Raw genomic sequence first — 24,676 nt, 5'->3', positions numbered from 1 at the left:
GTGATAGATAGCTACATTATGACATATCCGGTTGAACGTTTGCTGAAGATCCGACCCTTTGCTTTACGATTTAAGGAGTAATTTTCTTTCATAATGATTCAAAGGGGTTAATTTAGTTATAAGTAATATTAATGTGATTAATAACGAACAGGGTTAAAAAAATCGGATTTTCGAAAATGTGATAAAGGGTTTTGACGACGGGTATAGAACACTTTACAATAAGGATAATCTCCTGATTTTGGTGGAAGTTATCCAATTTAGGTTAGATTATCCGTTCATGTTATATTTCCTTCCTCGTGTTTTCAACTTTGTCCATCTTCCTATCAAGGCTCATTTCTTTCAAGTGTATTTCTTGTTAATTCACTTCTTTCTGGAACTTCTGTTCATTCAACCTGTGCTTACTGAACTTCATATTACCCATAAGTCAAGGGAGGCTTTTCCATGAAGAAAAAGGAAATGGTAGCCATGCTATTGGCTGGAGGCCAAGGCAAAAGATTGAAAGGTTTAACCAAGTCGCTTGCCAAGCCCGCTGTTTATTTTGGAGGGACCTATCGGATCATCGATTTCCCTTTAAGTAACTGCTCCAATTCAGGTATTGATACAGTTGGTGTACTGACTCAGTATGAACCATTGATACTGCATTCTTACATCGGAGTAGGCAGTGATTGGGATTTAAACCGTAAGAACGGTGGTGTATTCGTATTGCCACCGCATGAACGCGAGAATGGAAGCAGCTGGTATCGAGGAACGGCCGATGCGATTTATCGGAATCTTAAGTTTGTGGATCAGTTCGATCCAGAGCATGTTCTTATTCTGTCCGGTGATCACATTTATAAAATGGATTACCACGCTATGCTTCAATACCACAAGGAAAGAAACGCCGATTGCACGATTTCTGTCATTGACGTTCCGCTGGAGGAAGCAAGCCGATTTGGAATTTTGAATACGGAGGACGATCTGAAAATTTACGAATTTGAGGAAAAACCCTCTCAACCAAAAAGCACGTTAGCTTCTATGGGCGTGTATATCTTCAAATGGGAGATTCTCCGCAAGCATCTACTGGAAGACGGGGAAAATGTAGGTTCTTCGCACGATTTCGGCAAGGATATCATTCCTTTAATGCTTGAGGACGGAAACTCCTTATTTGCGTACCCTTTTGAAGGATACTGGAGAGATGTAGGTACTGTATCCAGCTTATGGGAAGCGAATATGGATTTGCTGAGCGATAATCCACCACTCAATCTAAATGATCCTAGCTGGCGCATTTTTACGCGTAATCCGAATCAACCTGCCCAATATGTTGCCCCTGGGGCGAAAGTGTCAGGCTGCATTATTAATGAAGGCTGCATTGTGCACGGAGAAGTGAGTCACTCGGTCCTCTTTTATGGCGTAGAAGTGGGTGAGGGCAGTGTAATTACGGACTCCGTGATTATGCCTAAGGTTAAGATTGGCAAGAACGTACGCATTCATAAAGCGATTATAAGTGAGAATACGGTAATCGACGATTATATGGAAATAGGCATCGAACGGGAGAACGAGAATGAAATTCTGCTGATCGACAATAAAAGCAAAAAGCGAAAATCAGTTGTAGCCAAAACCATATAATCAAGCTAAAACGCCTTCGACGTCCTTCTAGGGACGGTAAGCGTTTATGCGAGATTTATAAGGATAAAGTATATCGTGAAACGTATACTTTCTTATAAATTATAAGAGGACGGTGGATTACGATGAAGCAACTCATGGGTGTAATTAATCTGGATCATGAACTCGACAAACTAAATGAACTTACTTATTTCCGCTGTGGTGCAGCCGTACCTTTTGCCAGTCGTTATCGGTTGATTGATTTCGTGCTTTCTAATATGATGCGTGCAGACCTGGAGAGCGTTGGCCTGTTCGTCCGCCGTAAGTATCGTTCCCTAATGGACCATTTGGGTGACGGAAAATCCTGGGATATGAATCGCAAGCATGGGGGATTATTTATTTTGCCTCCGGATTGGAACGATCCAACGGATACTTCTCTCGGGGACTTACAGCATTACCATAATAATCTGGATCTTTTTAAACGGGGATCTGCTAAATATATTGTGTTTTCCGGCAGCCAGCATATCAATACGATCGATCTCCAAGACTTGTACAGCTACCATTTGGAGAAGGGTGCCGACGTTACAGTAGTGTATAAAAAGATTGAGGAACTACAGCCAGAGCATGATCTATGCCAGCGAATTGAAGTAGACGAAGAGAATAAGGTGACCAATATCCACCATGAGAAGGATCATCCTAATTTATATCTGGATATCTTCATTATGGAGAAGAAACTGTTCTTGGAGCAGGTGGAGCATTGCATTGCGCATGGTGAAAGTTACTTTTTCCGTGATGTGATTCAGAAGAACCGACATAAATTTAATATCGCCGCATACGAATATCATGGCTATCATGCCGTAATTAACTCTTTAGAAAGTTATTATAAGAACAGTCTGGAGCTGCTCCAGCAGGAGAATTATTTCAGTCTGTTCAAAGAAAGTCCGGTACAGACGAAGATTAAATATGAGGCTCCAACCCGATACTTGGAGAGTGCTAACGTCAGCAATTCGCTGGTAGCTAATGGCTGCATTATAGGTGGAACAGTGGAGAATAGCGTGATCTTTCGGGGGGTTCAGGTGCGTAAGGGAGCGAAGATCATCAACTCTGTCATTATGCAAAAGTGCGTCATCGAAGAGAATGCTGTTATTGAGAATGTGATTATGGATAAAGACGTACATTTGAGTAAGAATCGAATTCTTGTTGGAGATAGTAAACGTCCATTCGTCATCGCCAAGAGCAGCAAGATCTAACGACTGGATTAGATGAAATAAGCAGTATAACCTATCTGATCTAATGTCAATGTCTACTGCACTTCTAAAAAAAGCATTTGTCAGGAGGACCTACTGTTGTTTAACGATAAAGAATCTTTCAAACAGGTATTCCGTGAGACCCTCATCAGTAAATTAGGTAAACCGCTTGAGGAAGCCTCGAATGCCGATGTCTATAAAATACTAGGCAACATGATTCGCGAGAACGCCGGGAAAAATTGGGCAGAAACCAACCAGAAATATAAGGTCGATAAAGATAAGCAGGTTTACTATTTTTCAATGGAGTTCTTGATCGGTAGGCTTCTGGGGAACAATCTGCTGAATATGGGCGTGCTGGAAGTAGTACGTGAGGGCTTAGCTGACCTTGGTCTTTGTTTGCAGGATATTGAGGAGGAGGAGTCAGACGCTGGGCTAGGGAATGGAGGGCTCGGTCGTTTGGCCGCTTGCTTCTTAGATTCACTGGCTTCCCTGCAATATGCGGGACATGGCTGCGGCATACGGTATAAATACGGCCTGTTTGAGCAGAAGATCGTTGACGGGTATCAGGTAGAGCTGCCTGATTATTGGCTGCAGAATGATAATGTATGGGAAGTGCGCCGCGAAGACAAGCAGGTTGAAGTAAGGTTCTGGGGGGCTATTGAGACCCGCGAAGAGAACGGGCGGCTCGTATTTGATCATTCGGGGTATGAGGCTGTTCGTGCAGTTCCCTATGATATACCTATCATTGGCGCAGATCGCCGGCATGTGAATACGCTGCGTAACTGGAGTGCGGAGTCCATCACCCAGCCCTCTAGAACATTTGGTTCTTTTGCCGGGACGGACTATCATAAGTTTCTGGAATATAAGCGTTCTGTGGAATCCATTTCGGAGTTCCTTTATCCGGATGACTCCCAATACGAAGGCAAGCTGCTTCGCTTGAAGCAGCAGTACTTCCTCTGTAGCGCGGGGCTGCAAAGTATTCTGCGGACTTATGCCAAGCTTGGCCTCCCTATTGAATCACTGCCAGACAAGGTAGCTCTTCATATTAATGATACACACCCAACGCTGGTGATACCTGAACTGCTGCGGATTCTGATGGATGTGCATGGTTTAGGCTGGGATGAGGCCTGGAGTATCACAACGCGTATGGTATCTTACACCAATCATACCATTCTGAGCGAAGCGCTTGAGAAATGGCCCATTCAAATGGTTAGGGAGCTGCTACCGCGTATTTTTCTCATTATTGAAGAGATCAATGCCCGTTTCTGTGGGGAGCTCATGAGTCGTTATCCGGGTGATCAGGATCGAATTGCACAAATGGCGATTATTCATGATGATCAGGTTCGGATGGCTCATCTGGCGATTGTTGCTAGCCATAGTGTCAATGGCGTGGCAGCGCTGCATACAGAAATATTGATGAAGCGTGAAATGCGACTTTTTAATGAAATGTATCCACGCCGCTTCAATAATAAGACGAACGGCATTACCCATCGGAGATGGTTGCTGCATGCCAATCCAGATCTGGCTAATTTGATCAATCAATCGATAGGAACCCGTTGGGTGAGCCACCCTCAAGAGATGATTGGCTTGATTAAATATTGTGAAGATACTTCATTCCAGGAACAAGTAGCTAGTATTAAGCGCCGGAATAAGCTGCGTCTTGCAGAGTACATCTACAGTAAGCATTCGGTACATGTAGATCCCGATTCTATCTTTGATGTACAGGTGAAACGTCTGCATGCCTACAAGCGTCAGTTGCTTAATATTTTGCATATTCTGCATTTGTACAATCAAATCAAAGATAATCCTTCAATGGATATGGTCCCACGCACGTTTATATTCGGAGCAAAGGCAGCGCCAAGTTATCATCTGGCGAAGCGGATTATCAAACTGATTAATACAGTTGCGGAGGTAGTCAACAAAGATCCGGATGTTAAGGGAAAGATTCGCATCTTCTTCCTTGAGAATTATTCGGTATCTCTGGCAGAAAAGATCATTCCTGCCGCGGATATCAGTGAGCAGATTTCTACGGCCAGCAAAGAAGCATCAGGTACCGGGAATATGAAGTTCATGATGAACGGTGCATTGACGGTAGGCACGATGGATGGCGCAAACGTGGAAATGCATGAGATGGTGGGAGACAACAATATGTTCCTGTTTGGACTTCGTGCTGAGCAGGTCATGGATTACTATCAGCATGGCGGTTATCATGCGCGTGATATTTACAATGGCGACAGTCGTGTGAAAGAAGTGCTGGATCAGTTAATCAAACCAGGACCTATATGCTGTCATGCTACGGAGTTTGAGAGCATTTTCCACTCCCTATTGGATAATAACGATGAATTTTTTGTGCTTAAGGATTTCGCCAGTTATGTCGAGACTCACGTCGAAATTGATCGGGCATACCGCAACCGACAGGAATGGCTGAAGAAGTCCATTATTAATATTGGTCATTCCGGTAAATTCTCTAGTGATAACACGATTAGCCGCTATGCAGCGGAGATTTGGAATATCAGTCCAGTGCGGCTGTAAGTCTAACAAGAATAGGCTGTCTTATAAGTAGGAGGTTCCTACAAATGAGACAGCCTTTTTTAACCTATCAGAAAGTATATTTTTGGGGCCCCCACAAAGTACCTGAGTACGCATCGAAGCAAAGCCTCACTTTGTGGGGAAGCTTTTAGATTGCATCTGATACTAGAGCTGCGAAACGCTCCAGAAAACGGCGTTCTTCATCATCAAAACGATCCTTGAGTGGACTGTCAATATCAAGTACGCCAAGCAGGCGATCATCCTTTATCAAAGGAACAACAATCTCGCTGTTAGAGGCTGCATCACAGGCGATATGTCCTGGGAATGCATGTACATCTCCTACTACAAGTGTGCGTCGCTCTGCTGCTGCCGTTCCGCACACTCCGCGAGATAGCGGAATTCGAATGCATGCAGGAAGGCCCTGAAAAGGTCCGAGCACAAGCTCCTTGCCATCAAATAAATAAAACCCGGCCCAATTCGTATCCGGCAGAGCGTGTTTAAGCAGTGCCGAAGCGTTGGCCAAATTAGCCGTAGCGCTTGGTTCGTCCTTTATTAATGCTTCTAGTTGGACTAGAACCGCTTCAAACTGCTCGCTGCGTGTCCCGTCGTATGGCATAGCTTGAAACATGAAGCATCACCTTCCTGTACTTTAAAGTCTATATGAAACCATAGCTGTAACTAACAACATAGTACAGCTATGCGGGATACGTCAAGCCATAACATTATTCTGTATTTTTTTGGAGTTCGGCAGGGTGTCACTGAAGCAAGGAACCCTTATAATGATGTTTCCGATGATCTGTCATAGGGTAATGCTAGAGTAAATACCGAAGGCTTTGTAGCCAGAAGGAGTGAAATATGCGCGCCGATGTACAGAATTTGTTCATAGGAATCCACATGCTTTATTGTGCTCATGATAAAGATGTGACGATCTCGGAGATGCTGCTCGGACTGGAGGATATGGGGTATCGTATAGGAGAACGCGAAGTGAAACAGGAATTGGAAAAGCTGACGGTGGACAACTTTCTGACTGCACATAGCGAAGGGTACAGTATTACTCGTACTGGAATTGAAGAGTTCAAGGATATTCGAGCTAAACTTCAGGTGCTGTGTAGTGAAGTCGTGAATTGACGGAATGGAATGATCGAATATTAAAGGTTTAAAATAAGCGTCTGGATCAAGTGGTGAGTGTGCCGCCTGATCCAGACGCTTTTGCTTGCATGTAAGATGTTAAAAAATTAGAACTTTTAGCTTAAGGATATACTCTTGAATGATGTATAATTGATTAGTTGAAGGGGGAGCAGAGATTTGTATATATGCAATGGAGTGGCACCTACACTAATCGGTAAAAGATTGAAATTATGTGCTATGACCACTGAGCATGCTTCATCGTTATTTCAGGTTTGGTCTCATCCGGAAGTTTCTCTCTGGCTGGGTGCACCGGCATTGTCCTCTATAGATGAGACGAAGCAGCTTATTGCTCTTCTGTCACAGATGGCTCAGGAAGAGGAGAGCTTACGTTGGAGTATTATTGGACCTGGGGAGGAAGTCATAGGCAGCTGTGGTTATAACCATTGGCAACTTCAGGGAGCTTACCGTGGTGAAATTGGCTGTGATCTGTCGCCTGCCTTTTGGGGGCTTGGATATATGAAGGAAGCGCTAGGGCTAGTGCTCGATTACGGCTTCAACATTATGGGTTTGAATCGTATAGAAGCGCTCTGTCATCCTGAAAATATCCGTGCGGAGAGGCTAGTTAATGCGCTTGGATTTCAGAAGGAGGGCGTATTGCGTCAATATCGACAGACCACTTCAGGCTTCCAGGATATTACTCTCCTTGCTCTTCTGAGCGGGGATTGGCGCTGAACGTAATACATACAGAGAGGGTTTGGAACATTGAAGGCAACAGGGGATTTAGAACGCAAGCTAATATTAACAGGGGTACTACTGGCCACCTTTCTGGCCGCTATTGAGGGGACGGTAACTGGACCAGCGGGGCCGGCAATTGTAGGCGACTTTCAAGGGATGCAGTGGCTGAGCTGGATATTTACTGCATACTTGCTGGCAATGGCTATTACAACACCTATTTTCGGCAAAATCAGTGATCTGTTCGGACGCAAGCCTGTGTTTATGTGGGGAGCTGCTGTTTTTTTATTAGGCTCATTATTATGCGGCATTTCGCAAAGTATGGGACAGCTGATCTTGTTTCGTGCGATACAGGGGATCGGTGCGGGTGCACTTATTCCAATGACTTTTACCATTATTGGAGATATTTATAGCATTGAAGAAAGAGCAAAGACGCAAGGCTTGCTAAGCTCAGTATGGGGGATTTCCTCACTAGTAGGGCCACTGCTTGGTGGCTATGTGGTAGATTACTTAAGCTGGCGCTGGGTATTTGTATTTAATCTGCCATTTGGCTTGTTGGCAATGGTATTTATTGCGCGCTATTTGAAGGAAGAGAAGGTGCGCCGGAAGACACAAATCGATGTGGCAGGCGTGCTTCTTTTCGCAGCAGGTATGGGGGCTCTACTCTTTGGACTCTCCACTGGAGGGCAGAACCTGGCATGGACCTCTCCACTACTACTCGCAACACTGGGAGCGGCGGTTATTCTGCTAATCATATTTCTGTTTGTGGAGCGACGTGCACCAGAGCCTATGCTTCCGCTGAACCTATTCTCAAACCGTAACATCGCGGTATCAACGGGTGCTAACCTGCTGGTAAGCACATTAATTATTGGACTTTCTACGTATATCCCCTTATGGGTACAGGGCGTATCTGGAAAAAGCGCTGCGATCTCGGGCTTGCTGCTTGCACCAATGTCTGTAGGGTGGATGTTTGGGTCAATAGCAGGTGGACGGATGATTCTGCGAGCGGGTTCTCGCCGAACCGCAATGCTTGGATTGATGATGATTGCCGCCGGGGCTATCGGTCTGGTTTTCTTGACGGGAGAGTCTTCGCAGCTAATACTCTTATGCTTGATGCTAGTCTGTGGAGTAGGCTTCGGTTACTCCTCTACGGTCTTCACGATTATCGCACAGTCCTCAGTTGCGTATGATCAACGTGGTGCGTCCACAGCGCTTAATGCATTTACAAGGTCACTGGGCCAGACCATTGGGGTAGCTATATTCGGTTCCTGGCTGAACTTGAATATTGATAAGCTGTTGAGAAAACAACCGGATTCAAACGTTACAGGTGAAGACATAAATAAGCTGCTGGGGTCGCATACAGGAACTAACCTGTCCGGTGAGGTATCAAACAGCTTACGTGGTGCACTTGAAGGGGGACTTCATTCACTGTTTATCGTGATGGCAGTTTTTGCTGTCTTGTCGCTTATAATATCTTGGGGTTTACGCAAGGGTGTACCTTCGGTAGAGGATGCTTCATCGTCCTTGAAAAAGGCATAACTTAGTATCTCTAAATCGCATGAAGAAGCCCGACCAGGCATTTGCCGGTCGGGCTTCTTCATGCGATAACAGCTTGTTTAACAAATATGAAGTAAAAAGCAGCCTAGATGTTAACTCTACTTACGGGGAAGAGGGGAAAGCTTCTCAGCTTGCAGACCCATCTTCTTGAGTAGGATGATCATTTGTTCCTTCTCTTCATCATTCAATCCGCTGAAAGCAAGATGAAGACGCTCTGAGTACTTCGGATACATCTCATTCATGAGACGTTCGCCTTCTGTAGTCAATTCCGCGAAAATCACGCGACGATCACTTGGACAAGGTTTGCGCTGCAAATAGCCGCGTTCTTCGAGCTTGTCGATTACGTAAGTCACGTTGCCGCTTTGTAGCAGCAGTTTGGCGCCAATTTGTTGAATGGGCTGTGGTCCTTTATAGTACAACACTTCCATGACGGCAAAGGCAGTAGGATTAAAACCTTCGATTTTGCTGCCGGTAACAGCATGCTCATTAATGCTCTTAAAAGATTTAGCAAATACCCGGTACAAATGTAGTGTTAATTGTGTATCACGTTCATAAGATTGTATCATGCTTCTCCACCCTCTATCGTTATTCATGTGAACTCGTCGCACGTTCTGTAATCATATTTCTTAGTGCACGGTTTACCTGTGCAACGAACTTTGAGATAACAATAGAATACGTGAAAGATTGAACGAAGAACATGTGATTTGTCACAATGAGCAACTTTTAATTATTAAAAATCAAACATTTTTTTGAAGCTGATGCGATTGACTGCTTTTTTACTTCAGTCTCTGAAAGAATTACAATTTCATCCTGCAGTTCAAGTGTTTTTTACGACTCCAGACGGATGATCGGTAATCACCAACATTTTACTATTAATGGTATTATAGGAACAGGAAAGAATAATAGCGACGAATAACATAGACCTTGTAGGATAGACTTCTCCTTGATAGGAGTTTCTTTTGTTAGCTATAGAGCAGGGCTTGAGCTGTCATTGTGAAAAAAGAAGTTGCAAATTTTCAGAAAGAATATATAGTACGATTAGATAAGTTGTTATTTCTTCTGTTGATCTTTTGAATGTCATTCATATACGTAAAAGAGAAGGCGATTTATAATAGTTTTTATTAGAAACATCTAGGAGATGGAGTGTATGGAGAAAGTAGAAACAACGGTGGACACCGAGAACTACGACGACATTGTGCTCGATGTTGAGATTGATGAAGCCGGCTATGAAGCGGGAGATCCTTGCATATTCGATATTTCATTTCAGGTGAAGCGGGGGCAGCTGCTCGGACTGATCGGACCTAACGGTGCTGGAAAAAGTACTACCATTAAGACCCTGCTTGGGTTGCTGAAGAATACGAAGGCTAAGGTGTCTTTTAGTGGAGTTAATAAATCTTATGCTTATGTACCGGAGCAGCCTGTGTTTTATGAGGATTTAACATTGTGGGAGCACTTGGATTTAGCGGCTGCTGCCTATGGACTGAAATATGAGCATTTCGAAGAAACTGCGGAAAGGCTGCTGAAGCAGTTTGGCATGGGCCATGTACGCAATGATCTTCCAGCTGGATTCTCTAAAGGGATGAAACAAAAGATGATGCTAATGCTTGGTTTTTTGGTACAGCCGGACGTTTATATTGTGGACGAGCCATTTATCGGTTTAGATCCTCGCGCCACTAAAGATTTCTTGCGGCTGCTGGAAGCGGAGCGGAAGCGCGGAGCTGGTGTATTAATGTCCACGCATGTACTGGATACTGCAGAGAAGATATGCGATGATTTCGTGCTGATCTCCGGGGGAAAGGTTGCTGCCTCAGGAACTCTCGAAGATATACGTGATTATGCTGGACTGCCGGAGGCGTCGTTGTTTGATTGCTTCGACGAACTGACATGAGTAAGCAGGGACGGCGGGCGTTTGCTTTTTCTAACTCCAAACAATTATTCAGACGGCGGCTATTCTCTCATTGGCGTGAGCAATCCGCTATTATTCGTACGGCGGCTGATTGGACCGTTCTGTTATATATTATTATTCCCGGTGGATTGCTGGGAGGGCGTTTGTATTACGGCTTCTGGAACGATGCGTTACCTGCTTGGAGTGTGAATTTGCCGTTTATGCTCATTCCTTCATTATTAGTGCTCCTGATCTGCAACGGGGGATTGGTGCTACTATTGCAGGAAGGGGATCTATTATTTCTTAGACAACGGCAGCGATGGATTAATACGATCGTATTTCGTGGATTGCTCTACAGCCTGATTGTAACCTCGCTGAAGTTCTGTGTAGCTTTTGCACTGTTACTGCCTTTTCTGATTCGAGGATTTGAAATGACGTCATCGGAGGTATGGGCGCTGTTCGCTCTGACCTTGGCGTGTAGCTGGTGTGTTAAGTTACTTGGACATCTTGTAAAAGTACAGAAACAAGGTTGGCGTCGCTGGCTGTGGCTATTTCTGGCGATCTCCGTCCCTAACGCTATTTATTTCAGAGTAGCTAGCCTTTGGAATGATCGCCCGCTCCTCATATTGTTGAGTGCGGTTCTATTTACTGTCGTTGCAATAATCGCTTTCCGGCAGCGCTTAGTGATGCGTGGGACATTTATGAACGATGTGCGAGAGGACTACAAGCAGCGGATGAAGATAGCAGCCATACTGCTCCGCCATGTACTGGATAAACCTCGCCCGACTCGCCATAAGCCGTGGATTTTCCGGAAATCACAGCCTTTGCTTAAATCAAAGACCGCCGAGAGTCGGTTCTCTGCAGCAGCGATTAAGGCACTCATACGGAATCCGGCCCATTTGAAGATCTACTTAGCGTTTACAGCCGTGTCCGCCGTGGCGATCCTTATCATTCCATCGGGATTCAAATGGCTGGGATTTATAGTATTAACATCTCTCATGACGTTTTGGCTGTTCTCGTTCTGGTCACTCTTTGCGGGAGATGATTACATTGGCATCCTTCCGTTTACGAAAGAACAAAAAGCTGAAGCGGGTATGCAGGTGGTCCCTATTCTATTGCTTCCCTTTACAATGATTTCCTCTGCGCTGATCTGTCTCACTTTATACGGTTGGTGGGGAATTATCCTGTTCATTCCGGTTGGATACATGGTCGGTCTCTTTATCAGTAGAATATTTGGTACGTTTCGATTAGGAAAAGATTGATAGATAGAACAACAGCGTGACTTGAGAAGCCTCTCAAGTCACGCTGTTTTTAGTTGCATCGCATTAGCTAAGTCGAAGGTCAGCGGCATGTTTGCCTGCTGTATAACCAGTAGAGAAGGCGGCAGTTATATTGTAACCACCAGTGTAGCCATGAATATCTAGGATCTCCCCACAGAAGAATAGCCCCGGCATAAGCTTTGATTCCATCCTTTTGGGATCGATCTCCTTCAGATTTACACCGCCGCCCGTAACAAAGGCTTCGGACAGGGAACGGGTACCGTGAACATAAACGGGCATCCGTTTCAAGTTACCTGTTAGAGCAAGCAATCCATTCTTGGATACATGATGGCCTGTTATATCTCCATCTAGGTCAGCTTTAGTTAACAAGAGGGGGATGAGACGTTCTGGCAGCAGCCCCTTCAGCGAATTACGAATCGCTTTTTTCGGCTCCTGCTCCAGCTTGTCCTGCAGCAGTGATTCAACTTCTTGTGAGCTCAGGTCAGGGAAGAGATCAATGGACATCTCAACAGTGTCTGTCCCTGACTTACGCTGGACCTGTCTCAGAAATTGGCTGCAGCGTAGTGCAATTGGGCCGGATAATCCAAAATGGGTGAAAATCATATCTCCACGATGAGAGATGACTTTCTTTCCTTTAGGATTCCAGACTGTAAGCGCCACGTCGCGTAGTGATATTCCTTGCAGCTCTCCAGACTTGATCCATTCTTCACGTGAAAGTATCGGAACCTCAGTTGGGAACAGCTCCGTAATTGTATGTCCTGCGGCTTCCGCCCAAGGATAGCCATCTCCAGTCGAACCGGTTTGTGGTACAGACTTCCCTCCAGTAGCGATGATGACAGCAGAGCAGGAGAACGACTTGCCAGAGATCAGCCGAACTCCTTTAACAGCACCTTCATTATATAGCACTTCCGAAACAGGGCTGTCCGTCATAATCTGCACGCCTAGACTTCGTACTTTGCTAATCAAGGCGGAGACGACGCTGGAGGCCTTATCTGAGACGGGAAACATCCGTCCGTTGTCTTCTTCCTTTAGTGCAATACCTAAGCCTTCAAAAAAGGCAATGATGTCCTGATTATTAAAATGGTCGAAGGCGCTATACAAAAAACGTCCGTTTCCCGGGATATGGGAGATTAACTCATCTCTCTCCTTGACGTTCGTTACATTACAGCGCCCGCCACCAGATATCCCGAGCTTTCGTCCTAGCTTGGCTCCCTTGTCGATTAGTAGTACGGATGCTCCGTGTTCTGCTGCGGCCACGCTTGCCATCAATCCCGAAGGGCCGCCCCCTATAACGATCACATCGTAGTTGCTCATGAAATTTTACTCCTTTACATGTTAAGACACGGGTGATACTCCGTGTTTTCCTAACGGAATCATACCATTCTGACTCTCATGTAACCAGTCTTGTCACCCTGCTTAATGATAATCGTTGTCAGGAGAGTGATCCTGTGCTTTAATCTAGTCATGTAGGGCAATTTGTCCATTTTGGGGTGTGATTGTAATTATTGACGCAATTAAGGATATATTATTGCAAATATCGGCAGCATGCTCCTTTCTTTTTCTGATTCATTGGTGGGTGGACCGAGGGTTTGCAGCTCGGAAAAAAGATGGATTCCCGGATAATCAAACCTTTTTGGTTTTCGCGTGCACACTAAGTCTGCTCCTATGCTCTCTTCTTTCAACGACTTTATTCGGTGTTGCTTATTTGAATTTAGGAATGATCCCTGCTTATATCGGTATTTTATATGGAAGTGTACGTTCAGGCATTCTGCTGTCCATCTATTTGCTTATCTGTAATATATTCATTGCCGAGCCAACAGGAATAAGTAGTATGATATTAAATTCAGGAATATTATTATATCCGTTGCTGTTTGGGCTAGCTAAGCCTTTTAAGAAAGGCACAGTGGTAGAGAAGATAGGTATGTTATGGATGGTTCTTTGTCCGAATATGTTGTTTATTGCGCTTGTACCTATTATAGGTGGGGAAAATATATATGAAGCCCATTCTGGCGAGTCACTTTTGATTACTTTGTATCTATTTTGCACCATTGCGCTAGGTGGGATTTTTGTTTATTTTGTTGAAATGGTCTGGAGTAGATGGCGGACTAAAGTACATAAGGAAAGTATAAGTGATAATTTTCAGTGGGAGTCTGAGAAGCTGCAACAGATTACAAATGTAGTGCCCCTCAGTATTATGTCCTTGGATGATCACGGAGTTGTAACCGATCTTAATGATTGTATGCTGGGAATGATAAGGACTCATTATCCCAATTTGTTAAGGGAAGATATTATTGGCAAGCCGGTTAGGGAATTTTTTAACGGTTCAGCGGATGCTGAGGCATATAAGCGGGTACGGGATAACATCCGCACCAAACGACGTTCCCATGAACGAATGCTTCACGACTCGCGGATTTACCAAATTTATTCAGCACCGCTAGTGAATACGAACACAGAATTATCTGGTGGAGTGGTACTCATTGCACAGGATATTACTAGTGAAGTAAAACTCCGCTCAGAGCTGGATCATGTGGAACGCTTGAGTTTAGTAGGACAGATGGCCGCTGGAATTACCCATGAGATTCGTAATCCTATGGCGGTAGTTCGTGGGTTTTTGCAGCTGATGAGAGAAAAAAGTTCGGATGATTTGGATTCTTATTATCAGATCGTGCTCGAGGAGCTGGATCGGGCGAATAGTATTATTAATGATTTTCTATCACTGGCGCAGAGCCGGATTTCGGATAAGGAAAAGGTGCTATTACACCGGATTATAGAAGAAGTTAGTCCGCTATTGTGGGCTGATGCTAATCTTCGTGGTCAAAGTGTTGAGCTAAAGCTGAACGCATCTATTCATGAACTGGATTTAAACGTTCGGGAAATAAAGCAGCTCATCCTTAATTTAGGACGCAACGGCATGGAGGCTATGGGACCCAAGGGGGTTCTGACACTGGAAACACATAGTACACAGGATAAAGTGGAGCTGATTGTAAGAGATAGAGGGATCGGCATGTCGGAAAGTCAACGAGAGATGTTATTCTCACCCTTTTTTACAACGAAAAGGGAGGGGACGGGTCTAGGGTTATCCTTGTGTCTCGGTATTGTGGAACGGCATAACGGTAAAATAAATGTAGAGTCTGTAGAAGGAGAAGGTACGGTATTTACCATCTCCTTCCCTTTAGTAAAGGAAGAATATAGCGGAGTTGTACTTGCAGATTAAATCAGGCTACTGCAGCATCTCTTGCTTTCACAGAGTATGAATGTATAATAAAGTTAGTAAGTACTGCTGTAATGTTATCTGACAAAACAGTAATTAGTGAAGGAGAGTGCAGAGAAATGTCCATGTCTTTTAATCAATATATGAGAGATTCGATTCAACCTATGCGTGATGACCTGACAAGCATTGGGTTTCAGGAGCTTATGACTCCAGAAGAGGTGGAAGCCACTCTTCCTACCGCAAAAGGTACGGCTCTTGTAGTCGTGAATTCGGTCTGTGGTTGTGCCGCTGGACAATGTCGTCCTGGTGTAGCTCAGGCATTGCAAAATGAGATCACTCCGGATCACTTGTTCACAGTGTTTGCAGGTCAAGAGAAAGAAGCCACTGCCAAAGCACGTGAATATTTTGCTCCTTATCCGCCATCTTCACCTTCCATCGCATTGATGAAGGATGGAGAGCTCGTTCATTTTATTGAACGTCATAGTGTAGAAAATCGTTCGTCTGCTGAAATTGCTGCTGAATTGACAGAAGTCTTCAATCGTTTGTGCAAGTAAAAAAAGTTATTCCATATAATCTCGCATCAGTCGGTAATTCGGCTGTATGCGGGATTTTTCAAAATATAAGAGCGATAATGGGATAGAATACACTTAGAAGCTTAGCGCTTCACTTGGTATGGATATTTTGATGGATATGGAACCATTTCTGATGGAACGGGGTGTGGTTTGTGAGTTTACAGGAAGAAATTATTGCTGATCTTGGCGTGAAGCCAACGATTGATGTAGAAGCAGAGGTACGTAAACGAGTTGATTTCTTAAAATCGTACGTGCTTAAGGCAGGTGCCAAGGGATTATTGATCGCCATTAGTGGTGGGGTGGACAGTGCGGTAGCTGCGGGTTTATGTAAACAGGCTACGGACGAGCTGTCGGCACAGGAAGGTACAGAGTATATTACGCTGGGCGTATTCCAGCCATATGGTGTTCAAGAGGATATCCAGCACAGTTATGATGTCGCTAAAGCTTTTAATCTGACCCATACAGTGGAGACTAATATTGAGGAAGCTGTAAATGAAATTGCGCTTGAAGTTGAGCATAGCCTGAAGTCATTAGGCCAGCATCGCCACATGACGCATCAAGGCAAGGGAAATGTTAAAGCGAGAACACGCATGGTTATGCAATATGCACTCTCTTTTGAGAACAATCTGATTGTAGTGGGAACAGATCATGCTTCCGAAGCCATTACAGGCTTCTACACCAAGTGGGGAGATGGAGCTGTAGATATCACACCTCTATCTACACTTAACAAACGTCAGGTTCGTCAATTAGCTGCTCATATTGGTGTGCCAGCGGATATTGTCACTAAAGCACCTACGGCAGGATTGTGGCCGGGGCAGACGGATGAAACCGAGCTGGGTATTACTTATGACGATAATAGTGACTATCTGGAAGGTAAGCAGGTTAACCCTGAGGTAGCGGAGAAACTCGAGAATTATTACCGGAGAACGGCGCATAAGCGCAATGTCATTCCTGGGATTTAGAATAGTTTGAACTAGAAACCGCCACGGGTCTGCGTAGTAGCAGAACTCGCGGCGGTTTTTAACATATCAGAAAGTACTCATCAAAGCAAAGCCTCACTTTGTGGGGATATTTTGTGAGCTGGGTGGACTATAGAAGAATTACTCAGCTAGCGTCTGATTGATGAAATTAGTTGTTGCGGCAATCGCAAGCTCCAATTGTGGAGTAGTGCCGGCAAAAGGATGCACAGTGCAGAAGGTATGATTACCCTCAGGAATCTGCACCCAGTTAATATCCGGTCGAAGCTTGGTAAGCTGCTCAGATCCTTGCCGAAGATGTGCTCCATCCTGACTGCCTTGAATAAGAACAACCGGGAAGGTTGCTGTCTTCATACGTTCAAGGATGTTATAACGTTCTTTATGCTTCTCCATATCTTCTAAAATAACAGCATCCAGCGGCATTTGTTGGCCAGTACGCCCATTAAGGACATGGGTTCGACCTCTTTCCTTCATTTCCTGCTTTTGTTCTTCCGTCAGCAAATCTAGCTTCGTAACCCCGTTCCAGGAGATGACCCCGCTAACTTCATTGGGATGGTCAAGCGTGTAGACCAGACAAATACCCCCTCCGAGACTGTGGCCAAGAAGGAATAAGGGCAGGCTGCCAAATTTCGGGTGCTGGCTAAGATAGGACAATAGGATCTCCATATCCTTCAGCTCACGTCGAAAGGTGTTGCGGGCGAATTTCTCAAGCTCATTAAAATGCAGCAGATCCTCTCCGATTCCAGCATGAGAGAAATTGAAGGTGATCACTTCATGATCTTGGCTGAGAACAGTGGCTATGTAAGGAAACATCCCCCAATCTTTGAAGCCCTTGTAACCGTGTGCAATAACGATAAGGCTCTTAGGCACTCCTTTGGCAGGAAAGTGCGAACAGCGGAGAACAGCATCTTCTCCGGCAGGTATTTCGAAATTACGATGCTTCATAGGGAAATCCCCTCTCTATATATAAAAATGAAGTAAATTAGCAAGTCCATCACGAAGGCGCTGGATAGACTTCCAAAGCATTTTCTTTTAAGATAGCAGAAAGAATCTTATAGGACTATAATTAAAAATTGAAATGAATGACCTGTATAATGATCATACCATTATTGAAGTAGTATAGGATACACGTCCATAAGGAGCGTGAAATTTTGATTTACGGAATCGGACATGATGTGTTAGAAATTGAACGAATCTCAGAGGTAATGCATAGGGGAATGGGAAAGAAATTTAACCAACGCGTCCTAACGGAGCAAGAGTACCAGCTTGCTGAGCAACGAGGCGGAAGGTTGGCTGAGTTCGTAGCTGGGCGCTTTGCTGCCAAGGAAGCCGTTGTGAAGGCCTTAGGCTGTGGCATCGGTAATGTAGTTGGTTTTCAGGATATTGAGATATTACCTGACCATAAAGGTAAGCCAGAAGTAACCTTATCGTGCGAAGCCTGGAGCAGATTAGGTCTGCCTGAAGGACAGAAGTATACCATTCATCTTACGATAACACATGGCCGTAATTTGGCTTCAGCCTTTGCGGTCGTGGAGGAGCTAGGTTCATGAATTGAACGGTGATTATAGAGGGGCAAGGAGAGTTACAATGACACAACAAGATTTACAAGGTCAACGAGAACGAGAAGAACTAGAAAAACGGGAAAAACGACAGGATTTGCAGGAACAAGAAGAAGGGCGAGATTTAAAAGAAGGACAAGCTTTGAAAGATCAAGATGAAGTACAAAAACAGCTCGATATTAAAGAAGGACAAGATAAACAAGATCAGTGTGAACAAAAAGTACAGATCGATTTAAAGGAAGGACAAGATAAACAAGATCAGGAGCTGCGGGAGGCTAAGCAATATTTCAGTTATCATTTGCTGGAGTGGTATCAAGGGCAGAAACGGGATTTGCCATGGCGCAGACACCGCAATCCTTATTATATTTGGATCTCTGAAATCATGCTGCAGCAGACAAGGGTAGACACGGTGATCCCTTATTTTAATCGTTTTATTGAACGATTTCCGACGGTGGAGTCACTCGCTGACGCCCCTGAAGAAGACGTGCTTAAGTGCTGGGAAGGCTTAGGTTATTATTCCCGTGCGCGTAATATACAGCATGCAGCCAAGCAGGTAAAGGTGCTTTATGGTGGGCAGGTGCCGAACGACCGTGAGGCGGTATTCAGCTTAAAGGGAGTGGGACCTTACACAGCAGGGGCCATCCTTAGTATCGCGTTTAACCGGCCGGAACCCGCGGTGGACGGTAATGTGATGCGGGTGTTGTCCCGATACTTCCTCATCGAGGACGATATCGCTAAGGGACCCACCCGCGTGAAAATGGAGCACCTGGCGGCTGAGCTGATCCCGGAGGGGGAAGCTGCCTCTTTTAATCAGGCGCTTATGGAGCTTGGGGCGCTCGTATGCACCCCAAAATCACCGAGCTGCTTAACCTGCCCGGTGATGGAGCATTGCGCTGCGCGCCTGGCGGGCTGCGAGACTTCGCTGCCCGTCAAGACCAAGGCCAAGCCGCCGCGCCCAGAGGAGCGGCTGGCGGCCTTAATCGAGGGCCGCGGTGCCCACGCGGGCCAAGTGCTCATCCGGCAGCGGCCACAAAGCGGGCTGTTAGCCCGCATGTGGGAGCTGCCGCACTGGCAGGCGCCGCCAGCGGAAGGCGGCGCCAAGAGCGCGCGGCTGCCGGAGGCCGCGGCACTGGACCGGCTGCGCCGGTCACTGCGACAGGCCGGGATCTCCGCCCGGCCTGAGGAGCACTGGATGGCTGCTGAGCATATCTTCAGCCATATTGTGTGGACCCTGCAGGTGTATCGCTGCAGGGAAGAGGACGCCCTTCCGCTGCCGATAGCGGCAGAAGGACGGGCGGTCTACAACGCGGATACGGGGCTGTTCCCAGAGGTGGACAGCAGCATTCCCGTAGAGAGATTTGAGGACGGTAACGCTAGCCCAGAGGATGGCGGAGCAGTGCGCTGGATCAGCCGTGAGGACATGGCTAATTATGCGTTCCCTAATGTCTTCTTGAAGCTGTTGAACCTTTATTTTGATGAGCAGGAAGAGAAGGCGAAGTCAGAGAAGTAGGAGCTTATCCAGTGTGGCAGTAGAATGAGTTGTAAGAGAAGTAGCAGATATATGAGAAGTACCAGAAGTAAATAAAGTTTATTGAAGTGGATTAAGTAAAAAATGTATCTGAAATCTCTAGGGTAAGAGATATGTTGAATGTGTCGATGTGTTTGTTGTGTAGAAGGTTTCGATTGTGCTGAGTGAGTTGATGTGTTAGATGCGTCGATAGAGTTGAATGTGTAGAATGAGTTAAATGTGTTGATGTAGTTTGAAGTGTTGAATGCTCGTTTGTACTAATTGAGTTGAGTGTGTTGATGTAGTTTGATGTGTTAGATGTGTTAGATGTGTTAGATGCGTTTAGTGTGCTAAGTGAGTTAAATGGTGTAGATGCGTAGAGTGTGTTGATGTAGTTTGATGTGTAGAATGCTTCGATTGTGCCGAGTGTATTGATGTGTTAGATACGTCGATTGTGCTGAGTTGAGTGTGTTGGTGTATTGATGTGTTAGATGCGTCGAGTGAGTTGAATGTGTTGATGTGACAGATGCGTCGAGTGCGCTGAGTGTGTTGATGTAGTTTGATGTGTTAGATGCGTCGAGTGCGCTAAGTGAGTTGAGTGTGTTGATGTGTTAGTTACGTCGAGTGCGCTAAGAGAGTTGGATGTGTTTATGTAGTTTGATGCGTAGAATGATTCGATTGTGCTAAGTGAGTTGAGTATGTAGATGAGTTAAATGTGGTGAATGTATGGGTTATGTGAAGAGAGAGTGGGGTTCGCATCTATATATGATCTCTTACTTCACCCCCGCGGGCAGTTTATAGGGAATTCCTCCCTATAAACTGGCTGAAGGGACCTGCATTTGATGTTTACAGGGAAAATATCCCTATAATTTGGGAGAATACCCGAAATATGCTCTAAAATGGATGATTTATAGGGAGTTTTTCCCTGATTACTCGTATTTATAGAGCAAATGAGCAGAATTATAGGGAGTTTTTCCCTATTCAGAGGCATAATGCTTCATTTATGCGTCTTTCCAACTGAATTACGATAAAGGGGAGTCTCGATCCACATTCATTGATCCGCATTAAGGCGGCATAAAAAAACGATGTCCGAGGAAAAAGATCTGCTCTACTTGTTTTTAAACGAATCTGTTCTAACGAACCTATTTCTAACGAACCTGTTTCTAACGAACCTGTTTCCAACGAACCTGCTTTAACGAACCGACTCCCAAACGAACCATCTCACTAACAAACTATCTTTCCAAACTCATCCCCACCCAAACAAAAGAAGGTATCCCCTAGCCATTGCGGCTCTGAGATACCTTCTTTATTTGTGCTTAGTTAAACGGTAAATCCACAGCCTTGAAGACTATGACTTTATCCGTAATATAATTCCTTATTTCGCGCTTTCGTAACGTTTGCCAACTTCTTCCCAGTTTACTACGTTCCAGAACGCTTTGATGTAATCAGGGCGTTTGTTTTGGTAGTTCAGGTAGTAAGCGTGCTCCCATACATCTAGTCCGAGGATTGGAGTAGCGCCTTCGCTGATTGGGTTGTCTTGGTTAGGTGTGCTTGTTACTGCCAGTTTGCCATCTTTAACAACTAGCCAAGCCCAGCCACTGCCGAAACGAGTAGTTGCTGCTGCTGCGAAATCTTCTTTGAATTTATCAAATCCACCTAGCTCACTATCAATAGCTGCTGCCAATGCGCCAGTTGGTGCGCCACCGCCGTTTGGTCCGATAACTTCCCAGAACAGAGTGTGGTTAGCGTGTCCACCACCGTTGTTGCGAACAGCAGTACGGATAGCTTCTGGTACAGCGTTCAGATCAGTAAGAAGCTCTTCAATGCTTTTGCCTTGCAATTCAGGTGCCTTTTCCAAAGCTGCGTTCAGATTAGTCACATATGTGTTATGGTGTCTGTCATGGTGAATTTCCATCGTTAATGCGTCGATGTGTGGTTCGAGTGCGTTGTTTGCATAAGGAAGTGCTGGTAATTGAAATGCCATGGAAAAATCCCTCCTGAGTATATTAGAATTTGTATAGATAAAGAATTCTGGCGGTTTATCGTCAAAATTCTTTATTGTTGATATGTACTATAGGGTATCGCCCAATAGGATACTTTAATTAAACAGTATCTAGAACAATAATGCAACACTAAACAAACATAAATGTTTATAAAGTATATTAGGAGTGTAAACTAGATTACCAATTGTGTATAAAATGTTAAATGGATGAGCTTTTTCCCTATAGACATATATCTATATCATTACCCTTATAATGAAACAATGAATCTTTCTAAAATGTAAACGCTTGATATTAAGCGCTTTCAAAAGAAAAGTGATGATATCACGAGAAAAGTGTGCTTTAATAGATTTAAAAGCAGGTATTCCTCGGTATTTGATGCTTTTTTTTATTTTCTCAATGTTAAGGGAACCCCTTCTTTTTGTTAAATTCATAAGCCATAGACAAGGGAGATTTTAAAGAATGCACGTTCGTTCCTTTCAATTAAGCGACGTTAGCCCTGTGACTGATTTGCTGCAAACTGCATTATCGGAAGAGTGTTTCGAGAACACTATCGAGCCTTTCTCCAGGCAGCTTTCATGGGATTCAGATCTCATTGTAGTTGCGGAAGATGAAGAAGAAATTGTTGGAGCACTGATTGGTACGATTGAGAAAAACCACGGTTGTTATTTCCGGATTGCTGTACATCCTGATTATCGCCGCAGAGGAGTCGGTAGAAGTCTGGTATCGGCTATGGAATCCAGGTTTCAAGCTCGTAAGGTTAGTGGTATCTACGTAGCTGTCGATGAGCATAATTCTTTTGCTTTGCCATTGTATGAAGCTATGGGATATAGCGAGGATCAGATTTTCAAATCTGTCCGGAAGCTGAGCATTGTTGGGTAATTGAATTACTCAGCCGCGTAAGCGGAAACATTTTCCAAATAAAGAACTATAGTTGATGATATAGTCTGATACATTCATACTCAAGCGTATTTTCCAGAAGTCCATTGCTAATGGCTGGGAGATATGCTTTTTTATTGTTATAATATCTGAAAGTATAGACTTCAATAATCGAGAATATGAGGTGACATATTGAGTCAGGAGCCCCAAGTAGAGTTCATGCGGAATCGGAAACAGAGACATAGAAGCTCCAGATCAAAGAAAGGCTGTGGAGGTCGTTTGGCCGCGGAATTGAAGGATTGGTTGCTTACAGCGGTAGTTGTTTTTGCGGTGATGTCGGTTCTTAATATCTTTGTGTTCAATATTTCAACGGTTAAAGGCCAGTCTATGCAGCCAACGCTTTTGGAAGGTGAGAGGCTCTTCATTAATAAGCTGTCATTGATGTTTGTAAACCCGAAACACGGGGATGTTGTCATTCTTCATGATCCGAGCACTGGACCCAGTCGTAAGGAGTTTTTGGTGAAACGAGTCATTGGCATACCTGGAGATATCATAGAAGTTAAGGATCACCAGTTATATGTAAATGGAAAAATAGTGAATGAGCCCTATATAGATACCGAGATTGAAGACCCTGATTTTGCGGCGTTAACCGTAGAAAGCGGAAACTATTTTGTCATGGGAGATAACCGGCATGCCTCAGCAAGCAAAGACAGTCGTTATTTCGGCTCCATCCCGCAGGACTTGATTGTAGGCAGGGCGGATTATATATGGTGGCCGCTGTCTAAACTGAAAGGACTATAAGAAATTCATAGAAAAAGGAGAAGGCGGAAATGAACAATACATTTCAGTCACCTTATGCTCCCCCGCCTTCCAAGTGGGCACAGCTCAAAGCTGAAATTAAGGAGGCTGCATCGTCACTCGGTATTGATGATATCGGGTTTACTACTGCAGAGCCATTTTTATATTTAAAAAATATTTTGCAAGACCATCGGGACAAAGGCTATGACTCTGGTTTCGAGGAACCGGATCTGGATAAAAGGACGATTCCCGCACTGTCCTCCGGGGACAAGCCGCTATCTATTATTTCAATTGCGGTGGCTTACCCTTCCAAAATGGAGAACCCTCCGAAGTCTGAGCCAGGTGCGCGCAGAGGCATTCTCGCTCGAACATCATGGGGCAGGGATTATCATCATGTGCTAAGGGAAGCATTAAGTAAGTTAGAGGATTTTATTCATGAGCGTGTACCGGAGGCTGTGCTGGAAAGCATGGTGGATACCGGTGTGCTGGTAGATAGAGCAGTCGCTGAAAGAGCGGGAATAGGCTTTAGCGGCAAAAACTGTTCCATCATCTCTCCCAAATGGGGGTCTTGGATTTTTCTTGGGGAGATGGTTACGAACATACCTTTTCCTCCGGACGAGGCAGTCGAGGAAGGGTGCGGGGAGTGTACCAAGTGTATTGATGCTTGTCCAACTGGAGCGTTGGTGGGTCCGGGGCAGCTTAATGCACAGGCTTGTATCTCTTATCTGACGCAGACCAAAGGATTTCTGAGTGAGGAGTACATGACCAAGATTGGCAACCGTCTGTACGGCTGTGACACCTGCCAGATTGTATGTCCCAAGAACAGGGGGAAGAACTGGAATCATCGCCCTCAGATGCTTCCAGATCCTGAGATCGTGAAGCCGCTGCTATTACCGATCCTTGATCTTAGCAATCGCGAGTTTAAGGATAGGTTCGGTAGCAGCTCTGCTGCCTGGAGAGGTAAAAAGCCGATTCAGCGCAATGCGATCATCGGCCTCGGCAATTTCAAGGAAGCGGGCGCTGTGCCAAAGCTATCAGAAATTGTTCTGAAAGAGCCACGGCCTGAGATGCGAGGCACTGCTGCGTGGGCGCTGGGACGTATCGGTGGTGAGGAGGCTCTAGCTGCCGTAGAATCGGCTTTAGAGCGCGAGGAGCATGACATAGTAAGGCAAATGCTGAGTCGAGCGCAGGATGTACTCCTTACTGCGAAGCAGGTACAAGAGGACAGTGATGT

Annotated in this window: 20 protein-coding genes and 1 pseudogene; 16 read left to right on the top strand and 5 right to left on the bottom strand. The window is 44.9% G+C overall.

From position 1 onward, the window contains the following. Positions 1–441: 441 nt before the first annotated feature. From NSS67_RS31595 to NSS67_RS31585, 3 genes are all read left to right on the top strand, one after another. Positions 442–1,605, top strand: coding sequence for a glucose-1-phosphate adenylyltransferase (locus tag NSS67_RS31595; protein WP_339317724.1), 1,164 nt, complete (start codon positions 442–444; stop codon positions 1,603–1,605). A gap of 122 nt (positions 1,606–1,727) precedes the next feature. Beyond that, positions 1,728–2,831, top strand: coding sequence for a glucose-1-phosphate adenylyltransferase subunit GlgD (glgD, locus tag NSS67_RS31590; protein ID WP_339317723.1), 1,104 nt, complete (start codon positions 1,728–1,730; stop codon positions 2,829–2,831). 96 nt (positions 2,832–2,927) lie between these two features. Beyond that, positions 2,928–5,360, top strand: a complete 2,433-nt coding sequence (locus tag NSS67_RS31585; RefSeq protein ID WP_339317722.1) for a glycogen/starch/alpha-glucan phosphorylase — start codon at positions 2,928–2,930, stop codon at positions 5,358–5,360. 145 nt (positions 5,361–5,505) lie between these two features. Here NSS67_RS31585 and NSS67_RS31580 read toward each other — a convergent pair whose 3' ends face one another. Further along, positions 5,506–5,985, bottom strand: a complete 480-nt coding sequence (locus NSS67_RS31580) for a GAF domain-containing protein (RefSeq protein ID WP_339317721.1) — start codon at positions 5,983–5,985, stop codon at positions 5,506–5,508. Positions 5,986–6,212: 227 nt separating this feature from the next. Here NSS67_RS31580 and NSS67_RS31575 point away from each other — a divergent pair, with 227 nt between their 5' ends. The 3 genes from NSS67_RS31575 (at position 6,213) to NSS67_RS31565 (ending at position 8,756) form a co-directional block, all read left to right on the top strand. Further along, positions 6,213–6,485 carry a hypothetical protein gene (locus NSS67_RS31575; RefSeq protein ID WP_339317720.1) on the top strand — a complete coding sequence of 91 codons (273 nt, stop codon included), beginning with the start codon at positions 6,213–6,215 and terminating at the stop codon, positions 6,483–6,485. 177 nt (positions 6,486–6,662) lie between these two features. After that, on the top strand, positions 6,663–7,217 hold the full coding sequence (locus NSS67_RS31570; RefSeq protein ID WP_339317719.1) for a GNAT family protein: 555 nt from the start codon (positions 6,663–6,665) through the stop codon (positions 7,215–7,217). Between the two features lie 30 nt (positions 7,218–7,247). Further along, complete coding sequence (locus NSS67_RS31565; RefSeq protein ID WP_339317718.1) at positions 7,248–8,756, top strand: MDR family MFS transporter; 1,509 nt, start codon at positions 7,248–7,250, stop codon at positions 8,754–8,756. A 116-nt stretch (positions 8,757–8,872) separates the two neighbouring features. Here the strand turns inward: NSS67_RS31565 and NSS67_RS31560 are convergent, their stop codons facing one another. Then, a complete protein-coding gene (locus NSS67_RS31560; protein WP_339317717.1) occupies positions 8,873–9,340 on the bottom strand; it encodes a MarR family transcriptional regulator in 468 nt (155 codons plus the stop codon). 581 nt (positions 9,341–9,921) lie between these two features. On the opposite strand from NSS67_RS31560, the gene NSS67_RS31555 reads away from it, so the two are divergent. Further along, positions 9,922–10,662 carry an ABC transporter ATP-binding protein gene (locus NSS67_RS31555; protein ID WP_339317716.1) on the top strand — a complete coding sequence of 247 codons (741 nt, stop codon included), beginning with the start codon at positions 9,922–9,924 and terminating at the stop codon, positions 10,660–10,662. Further along, the gene (locus NSS67_RS31550; RefSeq protein ID WP_339317715.1) at positions 10,659–11,921 is read left to right on the top strand and encodes an ABC transporter permease; all 1,263 of its coding nucleotides are present in this window, start codon (positions 10,659–10,661) and stop codon (positions 11,919–11,921) included. The genes NSS67_RS31555 and NSS67_RS31550 overlap by 4 nt, the downstream gene beginning before the upstream one ends. Before the next feature lie 63 nt (positions 11,922–11,984). On the opposite strand, the gene NSS67_RS31545 is transcribed toward NSS67_RS31550, so the two are convergent. Then, positions 11,985–13,253: an NAD(P)/FAD-dependent oxidoreductase gene (locus NSS67_RS31545; protein WP_339317714.1), complete on the bottom strand. Its 1,269-nt coding sequence runs from the start codon at positions 13,251–13,253 to the stop codon at positions 11,985–11,987. Between the two features lie 178 nt (positions 13,254–13,431). On the opposite strand from NSS67_RS31545, the gene NSS67_RS31540 reads away from it, so the two are divergent. The 3 genes from NSS67_RS31540 to nadE all read left to right on the top strand — a co-directional run bounded on the left by NSS67_RS31540 (position 13,432) and on the right by nadE (position 16,684). Next, the gene (locus NSS67_RS31540) at positions 13,432–15,153 is read left to right on the top strand and encodes an ATP-binding protein (protein ID WP_339317713.1); all 1,722 of its coding nucleotides are present in this window, start codon (positions 13,432–13,434) and stop codon (positions 15,151–15,153) included. Positions 15,154–15,269: 116 nt separating this feature from the next. Next, a complete protein-coding gene (locus NSS67_RS31535) occupies positions 15,270–15,704 on the top strand; it encodes a BrxA/BrxB family bacilliredoxin (protein ID WP_339317712.1) in 435 nt (144 codons plus the stop codon). 170 nt (positions 15,705–15,874) lie between these two features. Next, positions 15,875–16,684 carry an ammonia-dependent NAD(+) synthetase gene (nadE, locus tag NSS67_RS31530; RefSeq protein ID WP_313641162.1) on the top strand — a complete coding sequence of 270 codons (810 nt, stop codon included), beginning with the start codon at positions 15,875–15,877 and terminating at the stop codon, positions 16,682–16,684. Positions 16,685–16,822: 138 nt separating this feature from the next. On the opposite strand, the gene NSS67_RS31525 is transcribed toward nadE, so the two are convergent. Then, on the bottom strand, positions 16,823–17,644 hold the full coding sequence (locus NSS67_RS31525) for an alpha/beta fold hydrolase (RefSeq protein WP_339317711.1): 822 nt from the start codon (positions 17,642–17,644) through the stop codon (positions 16,823–16,825). Positions 17,645–17,850: 206 nt separating this feature from the next. Here NSS67_RS31525 and acpS point away from each other — a divergent pair, with 206 nt between their 5' ends. Both acpS and mutY read left to right on the top strand, forming a co-directional pair. Continuing rightward, positions 17,851–18,249 (top strand): holo-ACP synthase, encoded by a 399-nt coding sequence (acpS, locus tag NSS67_RS31520; RefSeq protein ID WP_339317710.1) that lies wholly within the window; start codon positions 17,851–17,853, stop codon positions 18,247–18,249. A gap of 37 nt (positions 18,250–18,286) precedes the next feature. Continuing rightward, a complete protein-coding gene (gene mutY, locus NSS67_RS31515) occupies positions 18,287–19,768 on the top strand; it encodes an A/G-specific adenine glycosylase (RefSeq protein ID WP_339317709.1) in 1,482 nt (493 codons plus the stop codon). Between the two features lie 1,372 nt (positions 19,769–21,140). Here mutY and NSS67_RS31510 read toward each other — a convergent pair. Further along, positions 21,141–21,749 carry a superoxide dismutase gene (locus tag NSS67_RS31510; protein ID WP_339317708.1) on the bottom strand — a complete coding sequence of 203 codons (609 nt, stop codon included), beginning with the start codon at positions 21,747–21,749 and terminating at the stop codon, positions 21,141–21,143. A gap of 478 nt (positions 21,750–22,227) precedes the next feature. On the opposite strand from NSS67_RS31510, the gene NSS67_RS31505 reads away from it, so the two are divergent. The 3 genes and pseudogenes from NSS67_RS31505 to queG form a co-directional block, all read left to right on the top strand. Then, positions 22,228–22,647, top strand: a complete 420-nt coding sequence (locus tag NSS67_RS31505; protein ID WP_234534240.1) for a GNAT family N-acetyltransferase — start codon at positions 22,228–22,230, stop codon at positions 22,645–22,647. A gap of 189 nt (positions 22,648–22,836) precedes the next feature. Beyond that, positions 22,837–23,445: a signal peptidase I gene (gene lepB, locus NSS67_RS31500; protein WP_339317707.1), complete on the top strand. Its 609-nt coding sequence runs from the start codon at positions 22,837–22,839 to the stop codon at positions 23,443–23,445. A gap of 29 nt (positions 23,446–23,474) precedes the next feature. Beyond that, positions 23,475–24,629: pseudogene (queG, locus tag NSS67_RS31495) on the top strand (tRNA epoxyqueuosine(34) reductase QueG); the annotation flags it as partial. Positions 24,630–24,676: the final 47 nt, after the last annotated feature.

The sequence above is a fragment of the Paenibacillus sp. FSL R10-2734 genome (assembly GCF_037963865.1).
Classification (GTDB): Bacteria; Bacillota; Bacilli; order Paenibacillales; family Paenibacillaceae; genus Paenibacillus_AQ.
This window is presented reverse-complemented; position numbering and strand designations above follow the sequence as displayed.